The following is a 25,448-nucleotide window of genomic DNA, read 5'->3' on the forward strand; positions in this document are numbered from 1 at the left end:
TTTTTTAATAATTAGAATTAATCGAAAGCATAATGTCATAAAACGTTTATAACACTTGCAGTATTGAAATACAATTTGATGGCAAAAGTAAAAAATTCCTTTAAAACCATAAAAAAACAGCATACTCAATGAGTACACTGTTCTGTATTATTTTGTTGGTATACGGCTTATTTACCTGGCCATAATCCTGCATATTGAGAAGTACCGTAGTCGATTGTTTCAGCGCTTACTACGAAGCTGATCAACATACTGTTGCTGTCTACTGCATCGAAGTCTACTTCGTGCTGAATTACATATCCGTTTTCCCAGTTTAAAGTAATCAATGTTCCTTCTTCGTGAGATTTGTTGAATGTAATTTCTCCTTTAGTTGGCTTGTACTTTCCGTTCAATAAACTTTCAAGGATATCAGACTTTTCAGTAGCCTCTACTGTAACTTTGATTAAGGCATTAGAAGGATCTGATGCTACACGTCCAGATACATCAGTAGATCTTGATACGCTGTAGTTCATTTTTAATAGTTTTTGTCCTTCGCCTCCGTTGAATTTTAAGATTCCTCTTGAATTTCTTTCTGCCATGATTTGTAAATTTTAATCGTTAGTAATAAATTGTTATTCAATAATTATATAACAAAGATAAAGCCCCTGGTTTTGAAAAAAAAGCTTTTGATAAGAAATCTGAAATTTTGTAGTAGTTCTACGATTTCATGTCGTAATTCTACGACAATAGAGTTAAGCGACATCACAATCGCTTATTAATAAATAATTTAACTGTAATTTAAAAACAGCAATAAAATATCCATTAATACACTTTTATGGGAAATATTTTAATATAAAGACTCAATTATTACGATTTAAACATCATTCTGATTGAAGTCCTTTTTGTACATATTGGGATATAGATAAGATCTGAGAAAGCCCCTATCAAATGACAAAATATTTTCAAATGCGCATCTTTTCTTTTCCTAGTTGCCATTGTAAAATCCGAAAAGTGACATGTCTACAGAATTATAGAGGTGAATAGATTTTTTATAAGTATTGGGGAAAATCTACATGCTTTATAGTTATCCATAATTAGCTACAATATTAATCCCGTTACCGGCATCTTCAGCCATAGCGTTGGCTAAAGCTTTTCTGGAATCTTCTGAAAAGCCTGTGGCAATAAACGGGAAAAAGAACCCAATAAACCCACCTCCTTTTACGCCAAGCTTCCCTATGTTCTTAATGTTTTGAAGTTTTAAAGCCGGTAATTCTTTCGCTAAATTGGGTAGGTTTCGAGGACGTACTCTTCCTAATCCATCTTTTGCTGTCTGTACAAGTGATTCAGAATATTTTCCGTTTCGAATGTTCTCCACGATTGCTTTTCCTTCCGGTGTTTTCCATACTTCACGAGAGTTTATCCCTTCCAGTGCTGATAAATCCTTGGATAAAGCTGTTCCTTGTTTTATTTCTATAAGATTCTTCTGCCAATCCTGAACGTACCACTTTCCATTAAAAAATATAGGTGTCTTTCCATCTCTGCTCGCCAGTCCTCCTTTTTCATTAAGTTCCAAAATATCCGGGCTGGCAAGATCAGAAGGTGTTATCCCCACTAAACTCTCTGGCACATCTTTTACGTATCCCGGTATTCTGCTGTTTTCATCAACTTCATTATTCATATCCTGGTAATGGGTATTATCTTGTAATGAGCCACCTCTAATCCATTCCCTTTCCCAATAGGTACCTTCATTCATAGCCACCATCGTTCCTCCCATCCATAGTAAAGTTTTTGCTATTCCCATTTCTGCTCCGGCAATAACAATTCCGGCTCCTCCAAAGAAGGAAGCAAAAGCATTCAATCCTATTTCTTTATTATTATTGGATTTAATTTGCTCAGCATATTTTTTTGCTATTGCATAACTAAAAATTGGACTTAAAAGTCCTCCTGCATCACACACCAATATAGAATTTTGAGTAATGGCTTTTTGCTTGTCAAATGTTACTTTTTCATGTTCGATTTTCCAAGTTCCTTTCTCCAGAGATCCAGTACATAAGTGATTTATTTTTGTACCATGATAAATAGCTGCTCCTGCACACAAGAGCACCCCTGCTCCTACTGCCAATGCTGCCCACCCAATAGGTCCTGATAATACTAAAAGAGCACCCACAATAAGTCCTGCACCAAAACAAATAAACCCCCACATTGCATTTTTAGGGCTTTTACAGGGAAATTCCTTATCTCTTATATTTTTATCTGCAACGGTAAGCAATGGCCTTGTTGTATCCGTTCCATAAAATACAGTTGGAGCATTTCTTGTATCAATAAATTGTCTGGGCTCTGCATCTGTTTGAAATGTACAAACAGCATAAACATCTTTAGGTATATATGAAGCACTCATAATTTTATATTTTTATTTTGTGGAATACCAATAAATATTCTGAAATTTTTCTTTTTTTATTTTTGAAAAATGCAATTCTTTTTGTGCATGCTTTAAAAATTTCTTTAACCTTTCTCCTTTTTCTGTTTCATATTTGTTTTTATATTCAACATCATTAAGATAAATTTTAGAATCATTCATCAAACAAAATTTGAAATATATCTTGGAATTTTGTAGCGAAGGTGCTTTGCTCTCATAATCATAGGCATAAAATCCTGTAATATCAGACTTAAAATATTTTTCGGTTGGTTGCTTTCCTTTTTGTATAAAAAGATAGTTATCATCAAACCAAATTTTAACCTGAACTGAAAAAGCCTTTAAAATTAAATAGCAACTTCCAAAATAGAAAAGTGTAAAAAACATTACAAAAGACAGCCTGAACATCCCTTTAAATAACAGATAATATAAAGCTCCATAGAAAATCATACATGGGATAATCACAAGTAGTGTCTTTGCTATATGGTATGGCAAAACATTTTTAAATATAAAACCTCGGTTCTCAATCATAATAAAGATTTCTAATAATCAATTTGCTTTAAATCAAATTGTGTAATAAATTGATAATTATTTTTCACTTCTTCTTTCATCAGTGCAGAAGCATTTACAATGGTTCCCGTTTTTTTATCTACCATTCTTCTGATCCGATAATCATAATTATATTCTGTAAAACCATATTCTATAACAGGTTTATAGAATTTGTCATATTGATTTTCTAAAACAGAATTATCAATTTTATGTTTTAAAAGGGTCCCTACTGTTCTATATTCTACAAAATAATCATCTTCTTTTATAATACTGTGCTGCAGTTCCAGTTCAATCGGAATATTAACAAATATCTGGGAGATAAATTTTAAAATATCATTTTTTTCTCTCTTTTTATGGGCATCATAATCATTAAACAATACATGATATAAGAGTGACTTGTCATAGGTCTTTCTAAGATTGATCTCATTTTCAAACTCTAATCCGCCCCCTTTAATGATATCTTCTGCTGCTTTTGAATTGATATTTTCCACCTGTCTGTAAAATTCTGAAGCGGCCAATTTGGGTTTAAAACTTTCCCATTTTTCTTTAATCTCAGAAAAATTAACTACTTCCTTGATCGTATTATCGTTATTTAAATCCAGTACAACATTTTCTTTATCAAACTCAAGTTCCTTTACTGCCTCGATAGCCAGAGCCATATTTTCAGGATTTATTTTATACAGGTATTCTTTAAGTTTTACCTTAGCCCTTGTGTGGGCTGCATTTTTTTCAACAGTATATTCTTTCTTCGTATTACAATGAAATGATATTCTATCTTCTAATTTTGTAGTATTAAACTGCTCGCATCTATACCTAGCTTTTAAAGGGAAGTTTTTATCTTCTATAATTTTACTTATTTCTTCCTTAGTTTTTTTTTCCAGAAGCAAACTCTGCAGGTGCATCGGCAGTTTTTCTCCAATGATAAAATTTGTTGTTCCACAATATAAATTATGGAAATTAATAAGTTCTTGGATAGATACACCTTGCTTATCTGCAATAGATTCTAAGGTATCCCCTTTCTTAATATCGTATTTTATAAACTCCATCCTATTAATTAATATCAACCTGACCTCCGGTAATCTTCGTATTTCCTTTAAAATTAGCCGTAGCATTTCCTGCTTTGATATCTACTTCGCTACTGGTAACCGAGATTTTAGTTCCCGTAATGATAATCTCACTGCTTCCTACTTTGAGGGTTATTTTATCAATTCCGGTGAGATCGATCACTCCGGCATTATCCATTGTAAAAACACTTTTTCCTTTTCCTACTTCTACTTTATGGGTGTTCCCTACATCTGCAATATGATCACAACCTACTTCCAGCTTTTTATTATTGCCAATTTTATCTGTTTTATTATTACCAACAGTCTTAGTACTATCATTATTAGCATTATGCACTACATTACCGGCTCCGTCAAAAAACATATTGGCTCCGCCCTGATCTTTTAGGTTCATTGATCCGGCTCCATTGTCGTACTTCAGTTCGGCCCCACTTCTTCCGCTAAAGCTCATTACATTATTTCCTGCTCCACCACCTGCTCCGATACCTCCATGAAACATTCCTCCCATAACGAATGGACGGTCAGGGTGCTGATGTACAAAATTGATGATCACCTGGTCTCCCACTTCAGGAATTGACATGAAGCCCCGGTTTTTATTTACCTTATCACTGCTTCCGGCATCCGGAGACATGACACGGATAAATTCTGTAGTATCAGGACCATTCTGCCAGTCAAACTGTACCTTAACCCGTCCCTGGTTTAAAGGGTCTGCATTGGAAGTTACTTTTGCAAACTGGGCTTCGGCTCTTGGAGCTTCAAATTCCGGACGGGGAATAAATCCTGTATCAGCAGCAATGGCCTCAAATTTACCGTCATAATACCCCCTTGCATCTACTTCATGAGTAACTTCAAGGATCATTAATTTGGTAAAGTAGGACGTTTCATTGCTTCCGGATTTACGCATTTCAATATCTGCGGGACATCCCGGATACAAGAACGGAACTGTGGTGGTTCCTGAAGTAATGAAAACTTCAGAAGCCTTACTTCCTGCCGTTCCTTTCTGAGATGCATCAATATCCATAAAAGATGTAGCCTTTATGGGGGCTACTCTCAAAGAAGGTGTTGTAAATGTTTTTTCTGATATTTCGTAAGCACGCCGTGCAATATCTGAAGTATGGTTTATTTTTGAATTTCCGGTAATCAGTTTTTCATTTTTGCTGCTGTTGTAACCATAAAATGTTGGGTTGACATGCTGTGCTTTCATTTTGATAGCGATATCACTTACACTGCTGCCATAAGTAAGTTTTACGGGTTTTTCCTGTGGTGGAAGTTTTCCAAAATGCAGAACTTCACCATCATAATAAAACTGTTCGCCATAAGCTTCAGCCATTCTGGCAAGATAATTATAATGGGTCTCTTCATACTGAGAGCTATAGGAAACGTTTCCATGCTGGGCATCTACCCGAAAATCGAATTTATTCTGTCCCAGCCCTTCTCTGATCACCTGGTCTGCAATACTGTTCAGGCTGACTGGCTGGCCCCCTCCAAAACTCTGGATGTGAGGTGCAGCATCTAAGAGAACTGTAGGACTATATCCTTTAAGAACAATATTTCCCAGACTTCCTTTTTCCTGACTGAAGCCCACCTCTGTAATCACTCCTACAAAGTTACGTTCAGCTCCTTTTTCAATATCCTTATATTTGAAGACTACTGTAATTCTTTTTCCCAGAAAATTCTGAGCTTCTTCTAAATTGTGGTTCTCCGCATTTCCAAGGGTGTCATGAGCCAGTGTTAAACTGAATTCATGATGTTTAGCGGCACTTTGAACCAGCTTGAAATGCTTAAAATGTTTGATCATCTGACCTTCAATAACCACATCCAGCTTTACCACACGGTTTATACCGGAGACAAAGCTTTCAGCAATAGCCAGAGCGTTATGTATTTTTGACGTGGGTTGTTTTGCCCATACTTTATTTTCAATGACGGAAGGTTTATTAGAAACCAGAGCCTGATTCATAAACATATCTGCGCCCTGTACAGCGCTTAAGCTTTGCTGTCCTGCTCTTGCTGCTTTCTTTACTTTTTCACCCGCTTTTTTTAATTTTCCCTCTGCCTGTTGGGTAGTTTTTTCCTTTACTGTGTTTTTCAACTTATCGACATCTGCTTTTTTAGCATTTTGCCCCTCTAGTTTAATTGATTGATCATCCTGAAACATAGTGTCTTGTGTTTTAATTAAAAAATTATTGAATAAACTACTGCTGTACAGAACATGGAATCAAAAATAGCAGAGCAAATTATACTCTTTCCGAAAAAAATGATTCCTGATGTCCTTCTTAGTCCTTATAATGGAAAAACAGAACAGCATACCCTCACGAGCGCGCTGTCCTGTACCAATTTTATTTTTACTAAGATGATGAATCGGCTTATTTACCCGATGAAGGCCACAGTCCTGCGTACTGAGAAGTACCGTAGTCGATTGTTTCAGCGCTGATCACGAAACTGATCAACATACTGTTGCTGTCTACTGCATCGAAGTCTACTTCGTGCTGAATTACATATCCGTTTTCCCAGTTCAAAGTAATCAATGTTCCTTCTTCGTGAGATTTGTTGAATGTAATTTCTCCTTTAGTTGGCTTGTACTTTCCGTTCAATAAACTTTCAAGGATATCAGACTTTTCAGTAGCCTCTACTGTAACTTTGATTAAGGCATTAGAAGGATCTGATGCTACACGTCCAGATACATCGGTAGATCTTGATACGCTGTAGTTCATTTTTAATAATTTTTGTCCTTCGCCTCCGTTGAATTTTAAGATTCCTCTTGAATTTCTTTCTGCCATGATTTGTAAATTTTAATCGTTAATAATATTTTGTGATTCGGTGATTGTATAGCAAATATAGAGGGTCTTTTTTTCTAAAAAAAACTTTTGAATATAAATTTGAAAAATTGTAGTAGTTCTACGATTTTATGTCGTAATTCTACGACAATAGAATTAAAAACAAAGCTTAAAACACTATTAAACAACGCATTACAACTGAATCAAAACTATATCAAAAAATAAAACTTTACACTCTAAAGAGAAATACTAAACTTTTTTAGTATAGATTAAGATGCTTTTAACAGATGTAAAGCTCCAGTACAATACTTGAAAAACAATATCAAAATAAACTCTTCACAATACTCTCCAGGCAGACCATTTTCCTATAGAATCTTTTACAATAAAAAATACAAAGACAGAAGTTCTGTCTTTGTATTTTATTGAGTTTATTAGTTTCATAAAGAATCCTTTTGGAGCTCTTTATGATCTAAAAAAATATAGGTATCATAATTATGGCAGTTGAGCCGCTCCCTCTTTTATGGACCTGGAAAGTATTTTATTCTTTTTCAGCAGAAAATCGGGCATAAGATCTGTGGGAAGGTAGAAAGTGCTTTCTCCCTTTTTCTGCAGTTCTTCCACTATCCCCGGATTCCAGGCAAGGATTTTATCTACTTCCACATCCAGTTCATCTGCAACAACCTTTAAATTAAAACCGGCATTGATGTCTGTTTCTGAAAGAGCTTCATTTGTTACATTTCTGCCACCCTCTTCAAAAAAAACTTTATTAATTCTCGAAGTATTATAATTACTGAGGACACTCTGAAGTTCTCCTGTTGCATAACAGGCATTCAGGTATTTTTTCACATGGTTGATTGTTTCTTCGGGAAGGTATTTTGAAAATTCGTGATATTGTGAAGAACCTGCAGCCTGCATTGCTTTTGCTATATTTCCTTCCCCGCAATTATAAGCTGCAACCACTGTTACCCAGTTGTTATACTTTTTATAAAGGTTTCCTAATGATATTACAGCTGTTTTTGTACTTTTATATACATCCGTACGGTTCTGCTCTGTAAGCCCGTACTGATTGGCATGTGCCGTCATTAGCTGCCAGATTCCTACGGCCCCGGCACCCGATGTAATATTTCTGTTAAAATGGGACTCAATCAGGGCCAGGTTTCTCAAATGTTTGGGAAGCCCTTTCTGAAGGAGTAGCTGCTCAATAAATTCCACAAGATCTTTATTGGAATTTATGATTCCTTTGTATTTTTTCACGCTGCTTTCCGAGGTATCAGAGGCAGTTAAAAATTGTCCGTTTACAAATATACCGGTACCTACCAGCATTACACCTGTAAAGATATTTCTGACAATAGTTTTCATTTTAAATATGTTTATAAAGCTAAAAACAAAAAAGGCTAAAGAACCAACTGGGCAATTAGCCTTTTTACTTTATTATTAGTCTACTTTCCAGTTCAGTTTATCTTCTTCTGTATTCCAATCCACATGGATGGTCTGACCGGATTTTACTTCTTCTCTTACAATCATTTTGGAGATAGGTCTGGCCAATTGGGCACGGATAACCCCTGAGATCTGTCTTGCACCATATTTACTGCTAAACCCTCCCAATGCAAGATTTTTCACAGCTTCATCACTAATCTTCAAGGCCATTCCTAATCGGGTCAATGAAGCATGAAGTGATTTCAACTGGATATTGAAAATTCTTTCTGCAATAGATTCTGTGATCGGTGCAAAAGGAATGATCTCGGTAATTCTTGCTAAAAATTCAGGTCTGAATCTTCCTGAATTAGACATGATCTGCATCAGTGAAGATGATTCCGGAATTTTTCCTTCTTCAAACTGTTTTACAATTTCTTCACTTCCGATATTGGAAGTAAAAAGGATCAGTGCATTGCTGAAATCTCCTTCTTTTCCTAGTTTATCATGCACTTTCCCTTCGTCCATAATCTGTAGAAATACATCAAAAACAGAATGGTGTGCTTTTTCAATCTCATCAAATAAAACAACGGTATACGGCTGCTGTCTTATTTTGTTAACTAGCATACCTCCTTCTTCATATCCTACATATCCCGGAGGCGCCCCGTATAATAATGCAGCAGAATGTTCTTCTTTAAACTCTGACATATCAAAACGTACCATGGCTTTCTCATCGTTGAAAAGCAATTCCGCCATTGATTTTGCAAGCTCTGTTTTACCGGTTCCTGTAGGTCCTAAAAGGAAGAATGAACCAATGGGCTGCCCCGGTTTATTCAATCCGCTTCGGTTTTCAACAATAGCATCGGAAAGGATTTTCAAAGCATGATCCTGCCCTACCACTCTGTTAAGTAGAAGGGATTCCATGTTCAGAAGTTTTTCTTTTTCCTGAGCCTGAATTTTACCGATTGGGATATTGGTTTTAGCAGCCATAACAGCAGCCAATTCTAATCTTCCCACTTTTTCTCTTTTCTTAGCGGCATGCTGAAGAAGCTCTGCGTAAGTATCATCAATAATTTTATGAATCTGCTCTACCGGCATTGAATTGTCAATAGCCGGTTGTTCGCTCAGTGATCCCCATAAAATAGGGCTTATTTTATCACGCAACAGATTGTAAGTCCAGATCAATTCGTCAGCCTGATCTTTATTGTCTGTATATTCTTCTTTTAAAATCTCTTCATAGCTTGCTTTCCAGCTTTCGAGTTCTTTTTCTGAAAGTTCATCAAGCATTTTGATAGCAGCCATTGTTCTGTCTAATAAATCGATGGCTGCATCCGGTAATTTTTTACCTTTTGCATATCTTTTAGCCAGACGTACACATTCAGGAATAGCTGTTTTTTCCACCTCAATCCCATGGTGCTTTTTATAGCCATCAAGCAGTACATCGATCATTTTCACGCAAGTCTGCTCATCCGGCTCATTAACGGTTAGCACTTCAAAACGACGGTTGAAAGCCTGTTCCGGTTCTATAATTTTTCTATATTCTTCCTGGGTAGTAGCTCCTATTACTGTAATTTCACCACGTGCTAATTCCGGTTTCAGAAGGTTGGCTACATTTCCTATACTGCCTTTCGGATCTAAAAGGGTATGAATTTCATCAATGAAAAGGATGGCTTTTTCAATTTTCTTGCATTCATTGATTATTTTTTTCAGGCGGTCTTCTATTTCTCCTTTATAAGAAGTTCCGGCCAGTAAAGCTCCGGTGTCCAGTTCCAAAAGGGTTCCATTTTTAAGCATTTCAGGAACATTCCCTTTGGTGATTTCAATAGCAAAACCTTCTACTAAAGCTGTTTTTCCAACTCCCGGTTCGCCAATAATGATGACATTCGGTTTACTTCTGCGGCAAAGAATCTCTACCAGCATTCTAAGTTCTTTATCTCTTCCGATTATATTTTCAAGATCTCCGTTTCTGGCCTGAGCTGTTCTGTCTACACAATAGCTTTTAATAGATGGAAATGAAGAGTCTGAAAAGTCTGAACCGTTTGAAAATAAGGAAGCAAAATCTCCATTTTCAGATACGGTGAATGGGGTATCTTTTCTATACAGGTTGAAGATCTCATGTTCTCTCAACGGAAGTGATTTCAGTTGCTGAAGAGTAAATACAACCTGTGGTTTTACGATAGCGGTAAGGATACAAATGGGTGTGATCTCATCCAAACCTAATTTTAAACGGATATCATCTGCTTCTTCCACAAGGGTATCAATGGCATCATCCTGAGCCACTTCGTCAGGAAGATGAGCTGTCTTAGGATATTCTTCAATGCGGACATCTGCCCATTCATAAAAATAGCCCGGATCTTTATCTATGCTTTTCAAAAATTCATTAAGTCCGATATCTTTGTGCATTAAAGCCTGTAGAATATGAGGTCCACCATAAGTAGCATTATAATTTTCCTTCGCTATCGACTGAGCAATATGAAATAGCTGTTTTACTGTTTCGTTGGTTACTAGTACTCCCATTTATAATTTTTCTTATATTAATATTTGCGCTCTGTTTTGTAAGACTTAAGTTCTCATGGCGGAGAATCAGAAGCCGTGATTTTTTATCTGCCTAAAATTAAATATTTTATTCTAAACGAGATAAAGATAGTTAATTCTTCAATTAGAGAAGTAACCATGGTATTTTTTTAATTTTCAGCACCGGCATATGTTGTCACATGTTACCCTTTTTTGGTATATGATTACAATATTCTATATTTTTAGAAAATAAAGTAAAATTAAACTTACCCACTGCAGACCGATAAAGATATAGAACAACATAGCAGAAGGCTCTGCCAATTCCTGAAGTTTTTCAATAAGTGCCACTTTAATGATCTCGGAAAAATCTGCATTATCCGCTGATAGGTTCAGTTCGTCGAATTTTATTTTATCCAAAGCATAGCTTACAACACGTTTTACTATTTTATTTTCTGAGCTGTTTTTAAATTCATTTAACAGTTTGACTTTTGCAATGGCAAAATCTGAACCGGTCCGGATAACAGTAGGCTGCTTTGCCTTACATATCCCAATCATCTTTTCAATAAAAGGAACTACAATGGTCTTGGAATGATCCTGTAATAGTTTACTGATCACAACAGACATCGCATATTTTGTGGCAAACATAACAGTAAAGAAAGGGGCTATGATGATCAGCAGATAGAAAATACCTGCAGAAACCGGTTTTGCCGTAACAGTAGCCACTAAAAATGCAAGTGCACCACTATGTCCTAATGACGAACCTAAACTATCTGCTAAAATATAAATTCCCAGTATAAGGGTAATAATGGTGGAAAAAACTCCTATTGCGTAAATCTGCAGGACACTGAAAATAAATGCGGCAGATAGTTTTGAAAAGTATTTTAAATGGGTAGTAATGGTACTCATTGACAGATTTTGTTTAATTGGTTTTTATGGTTTTGTTTTTGGCAATATAGCGTAAAATAAACAAAGAGCTATAGAATAAATATTGGCTATGTAACCCTTTGATTCCGCTCTTCATATCAAATGGTATGGAGATTTTCCTTTTCATCACTGGAATCGTCGATATGGATTCTTCTCCTACGTTTATCTTAATTAAAAATTCTTTGTTGAGATAAGATTAATTGTTAATAAACTTCGATTCTTTTCTCGAAATTTCTTTACCGGAAATACCATCTAAAATAATATTTTCAACTAAACTTGGCTTTTTAAGCCATTCTATCTCCCAAATAGGTTTTTCATTTTCTATTCTTCGGGTAATGATGGTATGAAAACCTGTACTTTGTAATACAGGACCTTTGGTTAAAGGAATTCCTTCTTTCTCACAGAATTTTAAGATATCTTCAAATGAAAATTTGTAAGGTTTGTCATAATCTACTTCCTTGATTAAATTTCCCTTTTCATCAAATTCATACCAAGTACCCTTAAGAAAAGTACTCCAGGGCAAATTAAGAGTTATACCTTTAGTCTGTATGATATTATTTAAATAATATACTTTTACAATCTTGAATAACGAATTATTAGGTGTGAATTTATAGCTAATATTGTTTTTATTTTTCATTATTTCAATAAAACCAGAATCTGTTTTTTTATTTACATTTTCTAATTTATCTATATCAGGAAACTTATTTGCATTGAAAGTTTCACTATGATTATCTATTAAAGGCAACATACTTTTTTTATTTTGTGATTTACAAGAAAAGATCATTACTAAGCTTAGAAAAAACATTATTTTTTTCATAAAACTCTGTTTTATATTATTATCGGTTATTCCTGTTCCTGTAAAAACAAACATTAATTGTTAATAAACTTCGATTCTTTTCTCGAAATTTCTTTGCCGGAAATACCATCTAAAATAATATTTTCAACTAAACTTGGCTTTTTAAGCCATTCTATCTCCCAAATAGGTTTTTCATTTTCCATTCTTCGGGTAATGATGGTATGAAAACCTGTGCTTTGCAATACCGGGCCTTTCGTTACCGGAATCCCCTCTTTTTCACAGAATCTTAAGATATCTTCAAAAGTAAATTGATAAGGTTTATCATAATCTATTTCCTTTATTAAATTTCCTTTTTCATCAAATTCATACCAAGTACCTTTTTGAAAACCTCCCCACACATTAAACTTCAGCCCTTTTTTTCTTATATTATCAGAGGGATAAAAATCTTTAAAAATCATAAAATATGATTTTGGAGGTGATTCATAATAGGCAGATCCTGACTTTATTTTAATCCTTTCTATAATTGTCCCATCATTTAGTTTTTCATAAACAGAACTTGATTTGTTCTGATGGAGTTCATTATATCTGATATTATCAAATTTTTCAAAATTATTATCAATTAAAGGCAACATATTTTTTGTATTTTGTGATTTGCAAGAAAGGATTATTAGTAAACTTAAAAAAAACATTATTTTTTTCATAAAATTCTATTTTGTATTATCATTGGCTATAATCCACTGCCACTTCCAAAGGCTGTAACGTGTTTCCGGAATGTGATGGGAATAGTCCATAATATTTTCTGTTTTGGCATATTCATAAGTAAATTGTGCTTTTGCATCAGCCTCTGAATTGGTAAAACTATGAGGTAATGCAAAACTATGCAGAAACTCATGAGCAGCCGTTTGATCATTTTTTGAAGGAAATAATACAACAAACTTGCCGGAACTATATCCATTAAGCCCCTTAACATTTCCTGATGCATCAACAAAACCTCCATTTTCACCTAAATAAATAGCGACATAGTATTTGTTATATTTTGTTTCAGGAATATTATTACTTTTTAAGTTTTCTTTCACTTTATTGTAAGCATAGTTTTGTAGTGCAACAAATCCGGAAGGAGCATTGCCAGCAGGCTCATAATAAGCTGCTATTTTCCCTCCAATCACATATCTACCTCCAATCTGAAAATGAGCATCACCAGACACATCTACAGTTTCGGTTTCTACATCTGCTTCTATAAGTGCTTGTCTCAAGTAACTTTCAAATAATTCCTTTTGACCAGTAGAATTCCCTGCCTTTTTACCATTTATATCGGTTTCTAAATTAATAATAAGTATTTTTGATTTTTTCCTTTTAGCAGCATGATTAGCCCAAACGTTTAATCTTCCCGCTACTTCAGAAACTTCAATACCAGCACTGTCTTTCTTAACGGCAACCACTTCTATAATCTGATCATCTGAAAATTCTTCCAGACATTCTATAGTTACAAAATCTTTAAGATCATGTTTACCTTTTGTTTTAGGTGTAATCTCCATGGGAGAAATTTTAAAAAATTTATTTTCTTTAAATCTTAAAGTATCCGGTTCCTCATCAACTTCAATATTCAGGCTTAAAATAGCTTTGGTATTTTTAAAATTGGAAGCGGTAAGCTGGTTTGTTTTAGTATCTTTAATTTGTGAAGGATAAAGGGATAGCCAGGAGCAGTAATAATTTTCAAGCGTACCATCCGCTTTTTTCTTCCACGGAATACTGTATACACCATATACCTGCTTTAGCTTAGAATATAAAGTAGGAGCCTTTTTAAAACTTCCATCATATTCATTAATATCTCTTTCTAATGTGGCATAAGTGGCATCTGTATATTGCTTCGCTACAATATCTTCATAATTAACATCACCAAAATTGGATGTTTCACCTAATCTCATCCAGTCAAAGCCATATTCTTCACCTTTCCATCCATTTTTACTACGAAAATGTACAACACATTTTGCTTTTATTTCTGGAGGAGGAGGATCATTTGGTGTACCATGACTCACCCCTTTTTTATCACCTTTTTCTGTAAACCATTTAAAGGCACGCGAAATAATATTCTCCTGAGAATACATATTGTGGTCTTCATGAGAGATTTTATTATAAGTACCTCTTACAATTCTTGTTCGGCTCATGATTAATGTGCTTTTGATTTCTCCCCACTATTATTTTGTACTTCCTTCTGTGCATGTTTATTAATTGAAGCATTAGAACTTATGTTCATTTCTTTTTCAGAAATCTCATTCCGTCCTTTCTTTGTTTCACTGTGCACATCTCCTTCAATAATTTCAGTCAGTTTTCCCGTAATAAATGTACTTGCATCACCCATTACGGAAGTCAGCTTCATTGCTCCCACACTTTCTGTATTATTCAGGCCAATACTGTCTGATTTATTCATCCCTACCGTTGTATTCATGCTTTCAATCACATTGATATTCATGTTCTTACAATTCAGGGTCATGGTTTCCGGTGCGGTAATATTGATATTACTTCCTGTAGTATCCAGATGAATCTCATTTCCGCTCTTATCCGTGATAATGATGCTTTCATCTTCTGTAAAGACTAGTCTGTGGCCGCTTCTGGTTTGGATCGATTTTACACGGTTATCTGTTCCGCCTCCAAGGCCTATTCCTCCATGGAACATTCCCCCCATAACGAATGGTCTATCGGGGTGGCTGTGAACAAAATTAACCATTACCTGGTCTCCTACTTCAGGAATGGCTACATATCCCCGGTTTTGAGTAATCTGATCAGTTCCTCCCGCATCAGGACTCATCATTCTTATAAAATGAGTCGTGTCATTCATCTGCCAGTCGAATCTTACCTGAACCCTTCCCTGACCTTCAGGGTCGGCATTGGAAATGACTGTGGCAATCTGAGGTTGTGCGGCAGGCACTGTAAACTCCGGTTTCGGCAGGAAGCCTGTATCGGCAGCTATAGATTCAAAACTGCCAGTGTAATGTCCAATGGTATCAATTTCATGTACTGCTTCTGTTACCATCACTTTGGTAAAATATGAGGTTTCATTGCTATCCGGTCTTCTCATATGGATATCTACCACGCAGCCGGGGTGCAGAAAAGGTACTGTTGTAGATCCTGAGACTGAAAATACACTTACGGCTTCACTTCCGGAGGTGCTTTTTTGGGAATTTTCTACATCCAAATGGGTAGATGCCTTTATAGGAGCTACCTGAAGAGCAGGAGTTTTATAAATTTTTTCGTTGTGACTGTATGCTGTTTTGGCAAGATCTCCCACATGGGCAACGGGCGTATCACCGGAAGTCAGTTTTTCATTTTTACTGCTGTTGTAGCCATAGTATTGCGGCTTGGTATGTACCGCTTTCAATTCTACCTTAATGTTATCGGCATTGCTTCCGTAAATCAGTTTGATCGGTTTATTCTGTGGTGGAAGTTTTCCAAAGTGCAAAACTTCTCCGTCATAGTAAAACTGTTCGCCGTAAGCTTCTGCCATTCTTGCCAGGTAGTTGTAATGGGTTTCATCATATTGGCTGCTGTAGATAATCTGGGAGTAATCGTTGGTATCAATTCTTATATCAAAACGCTCTTTATCAATCCCTTGTTTGAAGACATCTGCCGCAATGATTCCCATATTAACGGACTGGCCTCCACCAAAACTTTGGATATGGGGAGCTCCATCCAATAATATAGTGGGACTATACCCGGACAATACAATATTTCCGAGGCTCATTTTATCCTGGCTGAAACCTACTTTGGTAATAATTCCCACAAAATTTCTTTCGGGGCTTTTATCTATATCTTTATAGGAAATAACTGCTGTGAGGCGTTTTCCCAAAAATTTATTAGCTTCTTCAAGGGTATGATTCTGCTGTTCTTCCAATGCATCATGGGCAAGGATAAGAGTAAATTCATGATGATGATCTGCCCTTTGTTTAAGAGTGAAATGTTTATAGTATTTTATCATTTTACCTTCCACAACCAAGGATAACTTTACTAACCGATTGATCCCTGCATGATGGTTTTCGGATATGGCATCCGCATTTTGTGACGGACGGAAGGAAGATCCGTTTAAGTCAGTTCTCATATGTATTTTGTGTTTGTGTTTGTTTAAAGATAATAATATTTAACGAAATAGTCATTCAATATATCCTATGGAAGTGATAAAAATAAATCCTCGTTAACGCTTTATCTTAGAAAAAAAAGACCGTCTTTGATAAGGACAGTCTTTTTTCGTATGAATGTGTGATAATGTGTCAATTTTAACTGCTTGGCCAAAGTCCAGCATACTGAGAAGTACCGTAGTCGATTGTTTCAGCACTTACTACGAAACTGATCAACATACTGTTGCTGTCAATAGCATCAAATTCTACCTGGTGTTGGATAACATATCCGTTTTGCCAGTTTAAAGTAATCAATGTTCCTTCTTCGTGAGATTTGTTGAATGTAATCTCTCCTACTGTAGGTTTGTACTTACCATTCAATAAACTTTCAAGAATATCAGACTTTTCAGTAGCTTCTACTGTAACCTTAATTAATGCGTTAGAAGGATCTGATGCTACACGTCCAGATACATCGGTAGATCTGGATACACTATATTTCATTTTTAATAGCTTTTGTCCTTCTCCTCCATTGAATTTTAAGATTCCTCTCGAATTTCTTTCTGCCATGATTTGTAAATTTTAATCGTTAATAATATTTTGTGATTCGGTGATTGTTTAGCAAATATAGAGGGTCTTTTTTTCTAAAAAAAACTTTTGAATGTAAATCTGAGAAATTGTAGTAGTTCTACGATTTTGTGTAGTAATTCTACGACATTAGATTTATCAACACACAGATAACTCCCTCCAGTAAAAGGATTTAAGTAATTTACATTTTTTCAGTAAAAAAGCAATTTTCCACTTAAAAGAGAAATAAAAGTCTTTTCAAGACATAAAATTTAAATTTTGAAGCTCTAAAATGAACCTCTCAATTTGTTTTTTATGTTTGATTAAGAATTATGAATCAATATTTAAATCTTAGTTCGATGTGTCCATACATTCTAATAGGTGCTGCCATTTGCTATAAACGTTCAAGCAAAAATTCCTATTCAAACTTAAGTATATACCATATCTCGGCTCTCTTCCTCCCCCAAACAAAAAAAGCAGAAGTATAACTCCTGCTTTTAATAGTATAAAATATAAACAATTAATGTTTAGTGTATTCCGGCTGTTCTGTTGGAATTCTGGTAGGTGTAAAGTACTCATTAAGCCAATAGAATGTCTGTCCGTTCTGCTGAATCTTCACCGCAGGATTATTCCTGTTGGCAAGCATTCTGTCTGCAAGATCTTTATAGTGATGGAAATAATTCTTCACCGTTTCATTAGGAACAATTTTAGATTTCCTCCAACCTTTAAGCTTATATTTAGCCATCAGTTCTTCTTCTGTAAGATCAAAACCGGTACTCATTCCAATTGCATAAGACATAGGCTGCTCATAAAGAGCTCCTTTGTCAAGGAATTTTATCGTTGGGTTATATTTCTTCAGAAGTTTTACATATTCTTTAATGGCTTTTGCCTGGTTAAACCCTGGTTTATCAGCTTCTGTATTTCTATAGACTTCGGTATAGAAAGCTTTCAGATTGTCATATTCCGCTTCAGAAATAAGGATTCCTTTTTCGATGACCGGTGTAAACTCTTTTAAATCTTTCGGGATATATCCTTTTACCAGGAACGGACTTCCATAGTTGATCAGCTGGGCTGCAATTCCTGCAGAAACAGGATTGGTAAGTCCCGGATACAGATATTTATATTTCAGGTCAACATCTGTTTTCCCTGCTCCTACGGAAGAATGGAAATATTCGTTAAGCGATTGATCAATGGCCAAATTATCGGCAGTTACCTGAGAAATCAGGCTATCCACAGATTTTTTCAGGTATCCCGGAGTTGCAACATCTCCTTTTTTAGGGAAAATAACATACCCCTGAGACATACTCTGCTTAGGATAGGCCAATGAGAAAAATCCTTCATCCCCTTCTACAAGGCTGAAATTATTCTTAGTCAGAACATCATATTGATTGATGATCTTTTGTTTTTTAAGCTCTGCAATATTTTTCGCAGTATTGGTTACAATATTTTCGGCCATCAATACAAAGTCGTTATAAGTATCTGATGATCTTGCGCTCGTCTGGAACATAATCAGTCTTGCCTGAGCCTGGGTAAGGGAACTGATTACACTGTACATATTTCCGCTTTGGTTAGCAGAAGTTCCTACAGTCACTACAATATTCGTTTCATCCGGAACGTTCGAAAGAAGGTTTCCTGCAGCCGTAAGCGCTTCTCCTACCGGTTGATAGCCACTGTTGCTGTTACAGTTCATTTCATTCGTTTTTTCAGTAATGAATGTAGTGATTTTACTGTAGTCTGCACTTAAGTTTGAAACTGAAGTATTGTTTCCACAAGGGTTATTTTTATATAAAACCACTCCATACTTAACGTTACTGAAATAAGATGGTTTTTCAAATCTAAGCTGTAAATCCTGTAATAATGATTTTACAATAGGTGCGTAGGGTGCATTCGGTGCGCTTACATCCAATGCAAAAACAATATTGATATTTTTATCCCTTTCTGTAATTTCCCTGTAACGGTCAAAATAAATAGGCTCCCCTAAAACATTGTAAACAAAGTTTTTACTGTAATCTAAAATATTGGTGAAATATTTTGTTTTGATATCCGGAGTCGGGGCTTCATCCAAAGGCAGATTCACCGGATAAATATTTTCCAAAGGTGATCTTTTGTTGATATCTGAAATAAAAATAGCCGTTTTGTTAGTGGCATCTGATGCTGATCCACCCGGATAGCCTTCGTGTATCCCTAGTTCGGAATCATTAATTCCGGTTGTATTTTTCAACTTTATAGCAGAACGTTCTCCCCATGTAGAGATCACGTTAGAACTCACCCATCCGTAAAGCCCTGTACTGATACTGTCTATATCAAGAGAAGGTTTTTTACCTACCAAAAATCTTTTATTATTCTCAGCCTGCTTGTACACGTATACCATCTGTCCGTTAGGAATCTTTACGTTGGCCGTTTCAATAAGGCTTGGAGAATTAAATACAATGATAGAGTCATTCTTATAGTATCTTTCAGCACTTCTGATCACCTCGCTGTTATTAGGTACTACGGCTACTCTTACAGGGTATCCCGTCTTTTCACTTTTTAAAGAATTATTCCATAATAAAAGGTCAGATTCAGGAATCCAGCCATACGTTTTAATAGACTTTGATGAAACTTTTTTCATTAAAGCATCCGGAACGTATTCGGCCACCTTTACCATTCCGTCTCTATGTTTTAAAACCATTAAAGGTTCTAAAAATTTAACTTCTTTATATGACTTTTCGTCATTTTTATCTAAATACGCTGTATTTCTTGACCGGTCTGAAATCACAATCCATGGAACAGATTTCTTGGGGTATCCATTGACAACAGTAGAGTTATCTACCTTTCCATACTGAGATGGTTCGGGAGTTTTCTTTGACGGAAGCTTTACCTGGCAACTCGTCAACAATACTGAAAGTCCTATATAATATGCTGCTAGAGGAAATTTATTTCTCATCCTATTTTATCTTTTTATGATTGGCGCATCCGGCAGTGCCGGACGGTATTATTTGCTTTGGTTTATATCTACTTTAGTTACACAGTTTTGTGTATCATCTAAATTCACCTTTACGGTTTGGATCACAGTATTTTTGTCAAACTGAAGACCTGCACAGTACATATAGAAATTATTTACTTTGCTGTCATTTACTTTTACCACTGTGTTTTCATTGTTACACAGGTAAGTTTTCAACAAGTAGTTGTAGTGCATATTGAAACTGTTCCCATTGGCAATCTGCTGTAAGTGATATTTAAAATCATTATCCACCTTAGCGTATGAATCTTCTACAGAGACTTCATCCTCTGCCAGAGAGTTATAAGCAGGGATGATTTTGATATTGTGATAGATAGGCTCCTGAGTTTCTTCGTTGTATAAAGTCACCAGATAGTCACCCGGCTTCTTATAAGCATAAATTGCCAGCTTATCTTTCGAATCTATATTTCCTGTTTCACCAAATTTCCATGCAAACTTTTTAGCTTCAGAAACGGCGCGAAATTGCACGTTTTCATTTTGCATCGCCTGTATAGGGGCCTCAATGGTTGATTTGATTTTTGAGGTATCTTTGGCCTTCTGCAGGCTTCTTGCGGCCACCATTACAGGGAAAGATTTCGTATACTTGTTGTCAACGATTAAGCTTACCTGATAATACCCCGGTCTGTTGTAGAAGTGAATACCACTATTTTTGTCAGAGGTTGTACCGTCTCCAAAATTCCATCTTTTGGTTTTTGCAAATTGGGTTTTATCTTCAAATAGAAGTGTATCTCCCACAGACAATGAGGACGGATAAACCACCCCAACAATATCATCCGCAGAATGAATCACCTTTTTCTGCAGCCATAGTGCAACCAGTGCTGCTATGAGCAATGTTGCGATAACACCAATGATAATGTTCTTTTTGTTCTTTTGAAAATAATTCATAGTTAATAATTGTGATGTGTTCTGTTTAAGTTCCTAATATTTTATTTCAGACTATTGAGTTCGTGCTTTCAGTGCGCTTTCACGCTCATAGAGTCTATTCTGTTTATCTTTAAAGCCAATTCTGCAGTCTTCAACCTGTTTTTCAAATCTCTTGATATCTTCTGTAGTAGTTGAAACCACTTTTTTATCTTCAAAATACATTTTGTAAAACTTGGCAATTTGTGGGTAAGCATCTTTTCGGATATCAGAAATATCATAGTTGCTAAAGTAGCTGTTCAAATCGTTAATACCTACCTGAATATTATTTTCCACAAAAGGCTGTGGGGCTTCGTCTGTAAGTTTGGTGATCATTGTGTAAGTGCTGTCCATGATGGGTAACACAATCTTTTGGTGCTGTTCAAATTCTGCTTTCTGCTCAAGGTTCTGAATACCTCTTACATCTTCATCAGAAAACGGAGATTCAAATCCTTTTAAAAAGATAATTCCCAGAAAAATCATAGACATCACAAGCATCAGTATTAAATAAAAAAACTGATAATGCCTTTCCTTTTTAGATAATGTAATTTGTCCTTGCATTGTTTTTCTTTTTTATTTTCTTCTTTTACTTCCCGTGAAATTTCTTGTAGGGTCTTTTCTGAGCTCGTTATTGGCTCTTACCGTTTTCCCCATACATTCTTCAAGATCCCTGAAGACTATTTTCTTTTTGTATTCTACCTCAATGATCTTACTTTTTAAGTTCATGATAGATCCAATCTGCTTCATCAAGACAGCATAATGCTTTAGGCTTCCGGCACTATCTTTACTCATGATATTTTTGGCATCCCTTACATTATCCATAATACTGGTTCTGAGAAATACATCATTCTCCACCTTGTTTATATTAAGCTGGGACATCTGGTCGTAAATAATATCAACGTGATTTTTCAGTACATCACTTCTTTGCATCAGTTCCTTATAGGCATCAGCTTCCTTACTGATTCCCTCTCTTTGCATATCATAACTCTTAAAGAAGAGAAATAAACACGCAAAAGAAACCACAGACAAAACAGCAAAAGATAGAATAAACTTCCAAATGCCCGTTCTGACGTCAGATTTGTTCAATTTTTTTTCCCGATTTGAAGACATAATTTGCGATTTGTTTGGCCTGTGAAAGTATAAAAAAAAAATTTTATGTACAATACGTATTTTCCGTCAGCAAATTTCGTGAAAACCCGGATTAACCTAATATTAATTTTCTCTTTGATAAGTTTTTCCTAAATTAGGCCTCTGAATTTCAAATATCATTTGCCAAATCGATATTAAGAATGAGTAAAATATTATCTAATACCGTGCGCTTTTCTATAGCTGACAGCGATTTTTATTTTAAAAAAATAATGATCAAAACGCTTATGGAAAACCCTTTCTATATGCTTCTGAACGACTGTAATAACGGCCATGAGCTGGTAAACAGAATCTACAGAAGACAGGAAGACGTGTTCATCATAGAGCTCTTTATGCCGGTATTAAGCGGAATTGAAGCTATAAAATATATCAGGAAAAGTAATACGGAAACCCCTATTGTTACTTATTCCGGGACCTTTCAGGAAGATATGGCCGAAATTCTTGCAAAGATTCCCAATACGTATTACTGTCAAAAGAAAAGCAATACGATAAAGGATATCATTAAAGGAACTATTGCTTCAGATGAGTTTGATTATCATACTTATTCTAAAGAATGGGAACAGCAGCCCCTTGCCGTACAGGAATACATGGACAGGCAGAAAAAAAGCCAGGAAGAACTTTCTCCGGCAGAAATACAGCTGATGAGATTCTGCTATGAAGGATACAGCAATAAGGAAATTGCAGAGAAACTGAATTTAAGCACCAGAACTATTGACACTTATATCAACAGGCTTACAGAAAAGCTGGGATTGAAAACCAAGCTTCATCTCATCCGTTTTTGTGTAGAAAACGGATATTATAATTCCAGTATGTAAAAAAGTTTGAATAATTACAGGACGTCAAAGAGGAGTTATTATTGAACCGGTTGAACACGGTTCTTTTTCACTTTAACCATTGTTATACGGCTATATTATAAATTTATTAAATGATCATAACTCTGCCTTAATATAGTGTTTACAATAAAAACTCAACGATCAGAACAAAAATATTTCGCCACTAATTTGCTAGTATTCAATTTTTTTAACTAAATTTGCACACCTAAAATTTAAAATTAAAATAAGGAAATGACAAAGGCAGAATTGGTAAACACCATCTCAAATAAGTTGGGAACAGAAAAGAATGAAACACAGAAAGTTGTAGAAGCTTTTATGCAGGAGATCAGAACTTCTATGTATAATGGGGATAACGTTTATCTAAGAGGTTTTGGATCTTTCATCATTAAAACAAGAGCTGCTAAAACAGGAAGAAATATTTCTAAAAACACTGCAATTGAGATTCCTGCTCATAACATTCCTGCTTTCAAACCATCAAAATCTTTTGTGGAGAAAGTAAAAACTAAAGTCGCAGTAAAATAAGAACATTAACTGAATATTAACTAGTTACTAAAAAATTAAAATTATGCCAAGCGGAAAGAAAAGAAAAAGACACAAGGTTGCAACACACAAGAGAAAGAAAAGAAGAAGAGCAAACAGACATAAGAAAAAATAATCTCTTCTTCTCGAGATTTACAATATAATAATATAGTTGGTGGTTTTAAATTTTAAGACTCACCGACTATATTTTTATTTACAACTATAAGATTCCGCGGAAGACAGCCGGTTTCAAATATTATTTTAATAAAAATATAATGGTTTTCATTCTAAATCCTTATATTTATATTTATGAATTAACAGAGACCCAGCCAATTTCCTATAATCTTAACAATTTTATCTAATAACAAAATGAAGAAAGAACTAATAGTTTCGCATGAAGATGATCTTACAAAGATTGCACTGCTGGAAGACGGAAGACTATGTGAACTTCATGAGCAAGAGGACAAAAGCGATTTTATAGTTGGAGATCTGTTTATAGGAAAAGTGAAAAAACTGGCACCTAACCTGAATGCCGCATTCGTTAATATTGGATATGACAAGGATGCTTTTCTGCATTATCAGGATCTGGGCCCACAATATCTTACATACAGAAAGTTTTTAAAAGATACTATTTCTAAAAAACAAAGCACTTCAAGCTTAAAAAATTTCGAGATACAACCCGAAATAGACAAAAACGGAACAGTAGACAAAGTAATTGCAAAAGACGATTTGGTTCTTCTGCAGATCACTAAAGAACCCATTTCCACAAAAGGCCCCAGGATTTCTACCCAGGTCTCTCTTACCGGAAGATTTTTGGTTCTGATTCCTTTCGACAATAAAGTTTCCATTTCCAAGAAAATAAGAAGTTTTGAGGAAAAAGAAAGACTGAGAACCCTCATTGACAGTATCAAACCTGAAGGATTTGGGGTTATTATCAGAACAGTGGCCGAAGGAAAAAAAGTAGCTGACCTCCATAATGATATGAATCAACTGATTCAAAAATGGGAAAGCACTTTTAAAAACATCCAGAAAAATAAAGTTCCGTCAAAAGTTTTAAGCGAAGAAGATAAAGCTTCCGCTATTTTAAGAGACAATTTTAATCAGGATTTCGTCAGTATTATCTGTGATGATGAGCAGATGGTGCATGAGATGACCAATTATGTTGAAGTAATTGCTCCCGAAAGAAAAAATATTGTCCAGTTTTATGACTCTCATATTCCACTTCTGGAATATTACAATGTTGAAAAACAGCTTAAACAAAGCTTCGGTAAACATGTCAACATTCCAAGCTCAAAAGGAGCATACCTTGTTATTGAACACACAGAAGCACTCCATGTTGTGGATGTCAATTCCGGAAACAACATTACTACCGGAGCCGCTGTCAATAAGGAACATGCCCTAAAAGTGAACAAAATGGCAGCCACAGAGATTGCCAGACAGCTACGTCTTCGAGACATGGGAGGTATTATTGTCATCGACTTCATCGATATGCCTAATGCCGACCACAGAAGAGATCTTTACGAACATCTTAAAGAGGAGATGAAGCGTGACAAAGCACGCCACAAAATCTTACCTCCAAGTAAATTTGGACTGATCCAGATTACCAGACAGAGAAACCGTCCGGAAAAACAGATCGAAACCAAAGAGGAAAACCCTAATAAAGACGGAGAAATTGTAGCTCCTATTGTTATTGTGGAAAGAATGGGTGAAACCATCAGAACCATTATGCAAAAAGAAAAGGGTAAACTTTACCTCCATGTACATCCATTCGTAGAAGCTTACCTTACTAAAGGAATCAAAAGCATCCAGATGAAATGGTTTATAAAGTACAAAAAATGGGTAACCATTATCCCAAGGGATTCTTTTAAATATTTAGAATACAGAATTTACAATTCAAAAAAAGAAGAATTGATAGGACATTCTAATTAAATCAAAACAAAATTCAAACCTTCAGCT

The 25,448-nt window shown here is 35.3% G+C and carries 21 protein-coding genes; 3 read left to right on the top strand and 18 right to left on the bottom strand.

Annotated features, from left to right (window positions below):
• Positions 1-167: 167 nt before the first annotated feature.
• The 18 genes from tssD (B8967_RS15070) to tssO all read right to left on the bottom strand — a co-directional run bounded on the left by tssD (B8967_RS15070) (position 168) and on the right by tssO (position 22,104).
• Positions 168-575 carry a type VI secretion system tube protein TssD gene (gene tssD, locus B8967_RS15070; RefSeq protein WP_047382792.1) on the bottom strand — a complete coding sequence of 136 codons (408 nt, stop codon included), beginning with the start codon at positions 573-575 and terminating at the stop codon, positions 168-170.
• A gap of 485 nt (positions 576-1,060) precedes the next feature.
• Positions 1,061-2,374, bottom strand: coding sequence for a hypothetical protein (locus B8967_RS15075; RefSeq protein ID WP_084086637.1), 1,314 nt, complete (start codon positions 2,372-2,374; stop codon positions 1,061-1,063).
• A gap of 12 nt (positions 2,375-2,386) precedes the next feature.
• On the bottom strand, positions 2,387-2,776 hold the full coding sequence (locus B8967_RS15080; RefSeq protein ID WP_143330529.1) for a hypothetical protein: 390 nt from the start codon (positions 2,774-2,776) through the stop codon (positions 2,387-2,389).
• Positions 2,777-2,931: 155 nt separating this feature from the next.
• Positions 2,932-3,984 (bottom strand): LysM peptidoglycan-binding domain-containing protein, encoded by a 1,053-nt coding sequence (locus tag B8967_RS15085; RefSeq protein WP_179140068.1) that lies wholly within the window; start codon positions 3,982-3,984, stop codon positions 2,932-2,934.
• Between the two features lie 4 nt (positions 3,985-3,988).
• Entirely contained in the window at positions 3,989-6,154 is a 2,166-nt protein-coding gene (locus B8967_RS15090) for a type VI secretion system Vgr family protein (protein ID WP_084086640.1), read from the bottom strand.
• Positions 6,155-6,362: 208 nt separating this feature from the next.
• Positions 6,363-6,776, bottom strand: a complete 414-nt coding sequence (gene tssD, locus B8967_RS15095; RefSeq protein ID WP_084086641.1) for a type VI secretion system tube protein TssD — start codon at positions 6,774-6,776, stop codon at positions 6,363-6,365.
• Between the two features lie 489 nt (positions 6,777-7,265).
• Complete coding sequence (locus B8967_RS15100; RefSeq protein ID WP_052188759.1) at positions 7,266-8,132, bottom strand: lytic transglycosylase domain-containing protein; 867 nt, start codon at positions 8,130-8,132, stop codon at positions 7,266-7,268.
• A 75-nt stretch (positions 8,133-8,207) separates the two neighbouring features.
• A complete protein-coding gene (locus B8967_RS15105; protein WP_047494598.1) occupies positions 8,208-10,703 on the bottom strand; it encodes an ATP-dependent Clp protease ATP-binding subunit in 2,496 nt (831 codons plus the stop codon).
• Positions 10,704-10,934: 231 nt separating this feature from the next.
• Positions 10,935-11,606, bottom strand: coding sequence for a hypothetical protein (locus B8967_RS15110; protein ID WP_084086642.1), 672 nt, complete (start codon positions 11,604-11,606; stop codon positions 10,935-10,937).
• A gap of 214 nt (positions 11,607-11,820) precedes the next feature.
• Positions 11,821-12,441 carry a hypothetical protein gene (locus B8967_RS15115; protein ID WP_143330530.1) on the bottom strand — a complete coding sequence of 207 codons (621 nt, stop codon included), beginning with the start codon at positions 12,439-12,441 and terminating at the stop codon, positions 11,821-11,823.
• Between the two features lie 53 nt (positions 12,442-12,494).
• Complete coding sequence (locus B8967_RS15120) at positions 12,495-13,052, bottom strand: hypothetical protein (protein WP_084086644.1); 558 nt, start codon at positions 13,050-13,052, stop codon at positions 12,495-12,497.
• 75 nt (positions 13,053-13,127) lie between these two features.
• A complete protein-coding gene (locus B8967_RS15125; protein WP_084086645.1) occupies positions 13,128-14,585 on the bottom strand; it encodes a zinc metalloprotease in 1,458 nt (485 codons plus the stop codon).
• 2 nt (positions 14,586-14,587) lie between these two features.
• On the bottom strand, positions 14,588-16,513 hold the full coding sequence (locus B8967_RS15130; RefSeq protein WP_084086646.1) for a type VI secretion system Vgr family protein: 1,926 nt from the start codon (positions 16,511-16,513) through the stop codon (positions 14,588-14,590).
• Between the two features lie 175 nt (positions 16,514-16,688).
• Positions 16,689-17,096 carry a type VI secretion system tube protein TssD gene (gene tssD / locus B8967_RS15135; RefSeq protein WP_047494621.1) on the bottom strand — a complete coding sequence of 136 codons (408 nt, stop codon included), beginning with the start codon at positions 17,094-17,096 and terminating at the stop codon, positions 16,689-16,691.
• A 517-nt stretch (positions 17,097-17,613) separates the two neighbouring features.
• Positions 17,614-20,019, bottom strand: a complete 2,406-nt coding sequence (gene tssR / locus B8967_RS15140) for a type VI secretion system protein TssR domain-containing protein (RefSeq protein WP_047494626.1) — start codon at positions 20,017-20,019, stop codon at positions 17,614-17,616.
• A 48-nt stretch (positions 20,020-20,067) separates the two neighbouring features.
• Complete coding sequence (locus B8967_RS15145; RefSeq protein WP_047494628.1) at positions 20,068-20,979, bottom strand: PKD domain-containing protein; 912 nt, start codon at positions 20,977-20,979, stop codon at positions 20,068-20,070.
• 51 nt (positions 20,980-21,030) lie between these two features.
• Positions 21,031-21,555 (bottom strand): type VI secretion system transmembrane protein TssO, encoded by a 525-nt coding sequence (locus B8967_RS15150; RefSeq protein ID WP_047494630.1) that lies wholly within the window; start codon positions 21,553-21,555, stop codon positions 21,031-21,033.
• 12 nt (positions 21,556-21,567) lie between these two features.
• Complete coding sequence (gene tssO, locus B8967_RS15155) at positions 21,568-22,104, bottom strand: type VI secretion system TssO (protein ID WP_084086647.1); 537 nt, start codon at positions 22,102-22,104, stop codon at positions 21,568-21,570.
• A 179-nt stretch (positions 22,105-22,283) separates the two neighbouring features.
• Here tssO and B8967_RS15160 point away from each other — a divergent pair, with 179 nt between their 5' ends.
• From B8967_RS15160 to B8967_RS15170, 3 genes are all read left to right on the top strand, one after another.
• Positions 22,284-22,955: a response regulator transcription factor gene (locus B8967_RS15160; RefSeq protein ID WP_047494635.1), complete on the top strand. Its 672-nt coding sequence runs from the start codon at positions 22,284-22,286 to the stop codon at positions 22,953-22,955.
• A gap of 249 nt (positions 22,956-23,204) precedes the next feature.
• Positions 23,205-23,495, top strand: a complete 291-nt coding sequence (locus tag B8967_RS15165) for an HU family DNA-binding protein (RefSeq protein WP_002984212.1) — start codon at positions 23,205-23,207, stop codon at positions 23,493-23,495.
• 366 nt (positions 23,496-23,861) lie between these two features.
• Positions 23,862-25,421: an Rne/Rng family ribonuclease gene (locus tag B8967_RS15170; protein ID WP_047494638.1), complete on the top strand. Its 1,560-nt coding sequence runs from the start codon at positions 23,862-23,864 to the stop codon at positions 25,419-25,421.
• Positions 25,422-25,448 lie beyond the last annotated feature (27 nt).

This window comes from Chryseobacterium sp. YR221 (assembly GCF_900176315.1).
Lineage (GTDB): Bacteria > Bacteroidota > Bacteroidia > Flavobacteriales > Weeksellaceae > Chryseobacterium > Chryseobacterium rhizosphaerae.

Excerpts from the sequence above, each read along its gene's own strand:
- tssD (WP_047382792.1), bottom strand. The coding sequence starts at position 575 with ATGGCAGAAAGAAATTCAAGAGGAATCTTAAAATTCAACGGAGGCGAA.
- B8967_RS15075 (WP_084086637.1), bottom strand. The coding sequence starts at position 2,374 with ATGAGTGCTTCATATATACCTAAAGATGTTTATGCTGTTTGTACATTT.
- B8967_RS15080 (WP_143330529.1), bottom strand. The coding sequence starts at position 2,776 with ATGTTTTTTACACTTTTCTATTTTGGAAGTTGCTATTTAATTTTAAAG.
- B8967_RS15085 (WP_179140068.1), bottom strand. The coding sequence starts at position 3,984 with ATGGAGTTTATAAAATACGATATTAAGAAAGGGGATACCTTAGAATCT.
- B8967_RS15090 (WP_084086640.1), bottom strand. The coding sequence starts at position 6,154 with ATGTTTCAGGATGATCAATCAATTAAACTAGAGGGGCAAAATGCTAAA.
- tssD (WP_084086641.1), bottom strand. The coding sequence starts at position 6,776 with ATGGCAGAAAGAAATTCAAGAGGAATCTTAAAATTCAACGGAGGCGAA.
- B8967_RS15100 (WP_052188759.1), bottom strand. The coding sequence starts at position 8,132 with ATGAAAACTATTGTCAGAAATATCTTTACAGGTGTAATGCTGGTAGGT.
- B8967_RS15105 (WP_047494598.1), bottom strand. The coding sequence starts at position 10,703 with ATGGGAGTACTAGTAACCAACGAAACAGTAAAACAGCTATTTCATATT.
- B8967_RS15110 (WP_084086642.1), bottom strand. The coding sequence starts at position 11,606 with ATGAGTACCATTACTACCCATTTAAAATACTTTTCAAAACTATCTGCC.
- B8967_RS15115 (WP_143330530.1), bottom strand. The coding sequence starts at position 12,441 with ATGAAAAAAATAATGTTTTTTCTAAGCTTAGTAATGATCTTTTCTTGT.
- B8967_RS15120 (WP_084086644.1), bottom strand. The coding sequence starts at position 13,052 with ATGTTGCCTTTAATTGATAATAATTTTGAAAAATTTGATAATATCAGA.
- B8967_RS15125 (WP_084086645.1), bottom strand. The coding sequence starts at position 14,585 with ATGAGCCGAACAAGAATTGTAAGAGGTACTTATAATAAAATCTCTCAT.
- B8967_RS15130 (WP_084086646.1), bottom strand. The coding sequence starts at position 16,513 with ATGAGAACTGACTTAAACGGATCTTCCTTCCGTCCGTCACAAAATGCG.
- tssD (WP_047494621.1), bottom strand. The coding sequence starts at position 17,096 with ATGGCAGAAAGAAATTCGAGAGGAATCTTAAAATTCAATGGAGGAGAA.
- tssR (WP_047494626.1), bottom strand. The coding sequence starts at position 20,019 with ATGAGAAATAAATTTCCTCTAGCAGCATATTATATAGGACTTTCAGTA.
- B8967_RS15145 (WP_047494628.1), bottom strand. The coding sequence starts at position 20,979 with ATGAATTATTTTCAAAAGAACAAAAAGAACATTATCATTGGTGTTATC.
- B8967_RS15150 (WP_047494630.1), bottom strand. The coding sequence starts at position 21,555 with ATGCAAGGACAAATTACATTATCTAAAAAGGAAAGGCATTATCAGTTT.
- tssO (WP_084086647.1), bottom strand. The coding sequence starts at position 22,104 with ATGTCTTCAAATCGGGAAAAAAAATTGAACAAATCTGACGTCAGAACG.
- B8967_RS15160 (WP_047494635.1), top strand. The coding sequence starts at position 22,284 with ATGAGTAAAATATTATCTAATACCGTGCGCTTTTCTATAGCTGACAGC.
- B8967_RS15165 (WP_002984212.1), top strand. The coding sequence starts at position 23,205 with ATGACAAAGGCAGAATTGGTAAACACCATCTCAAATAAGTTGGGAACA.
- B8967_RS15170 (WP_047494638.1), top strand. The coding sequence starts at position 23,862 with ATGAAGAAAGAACTAATAGTTTCGCATGAAGATGATCTTACAAAGATT.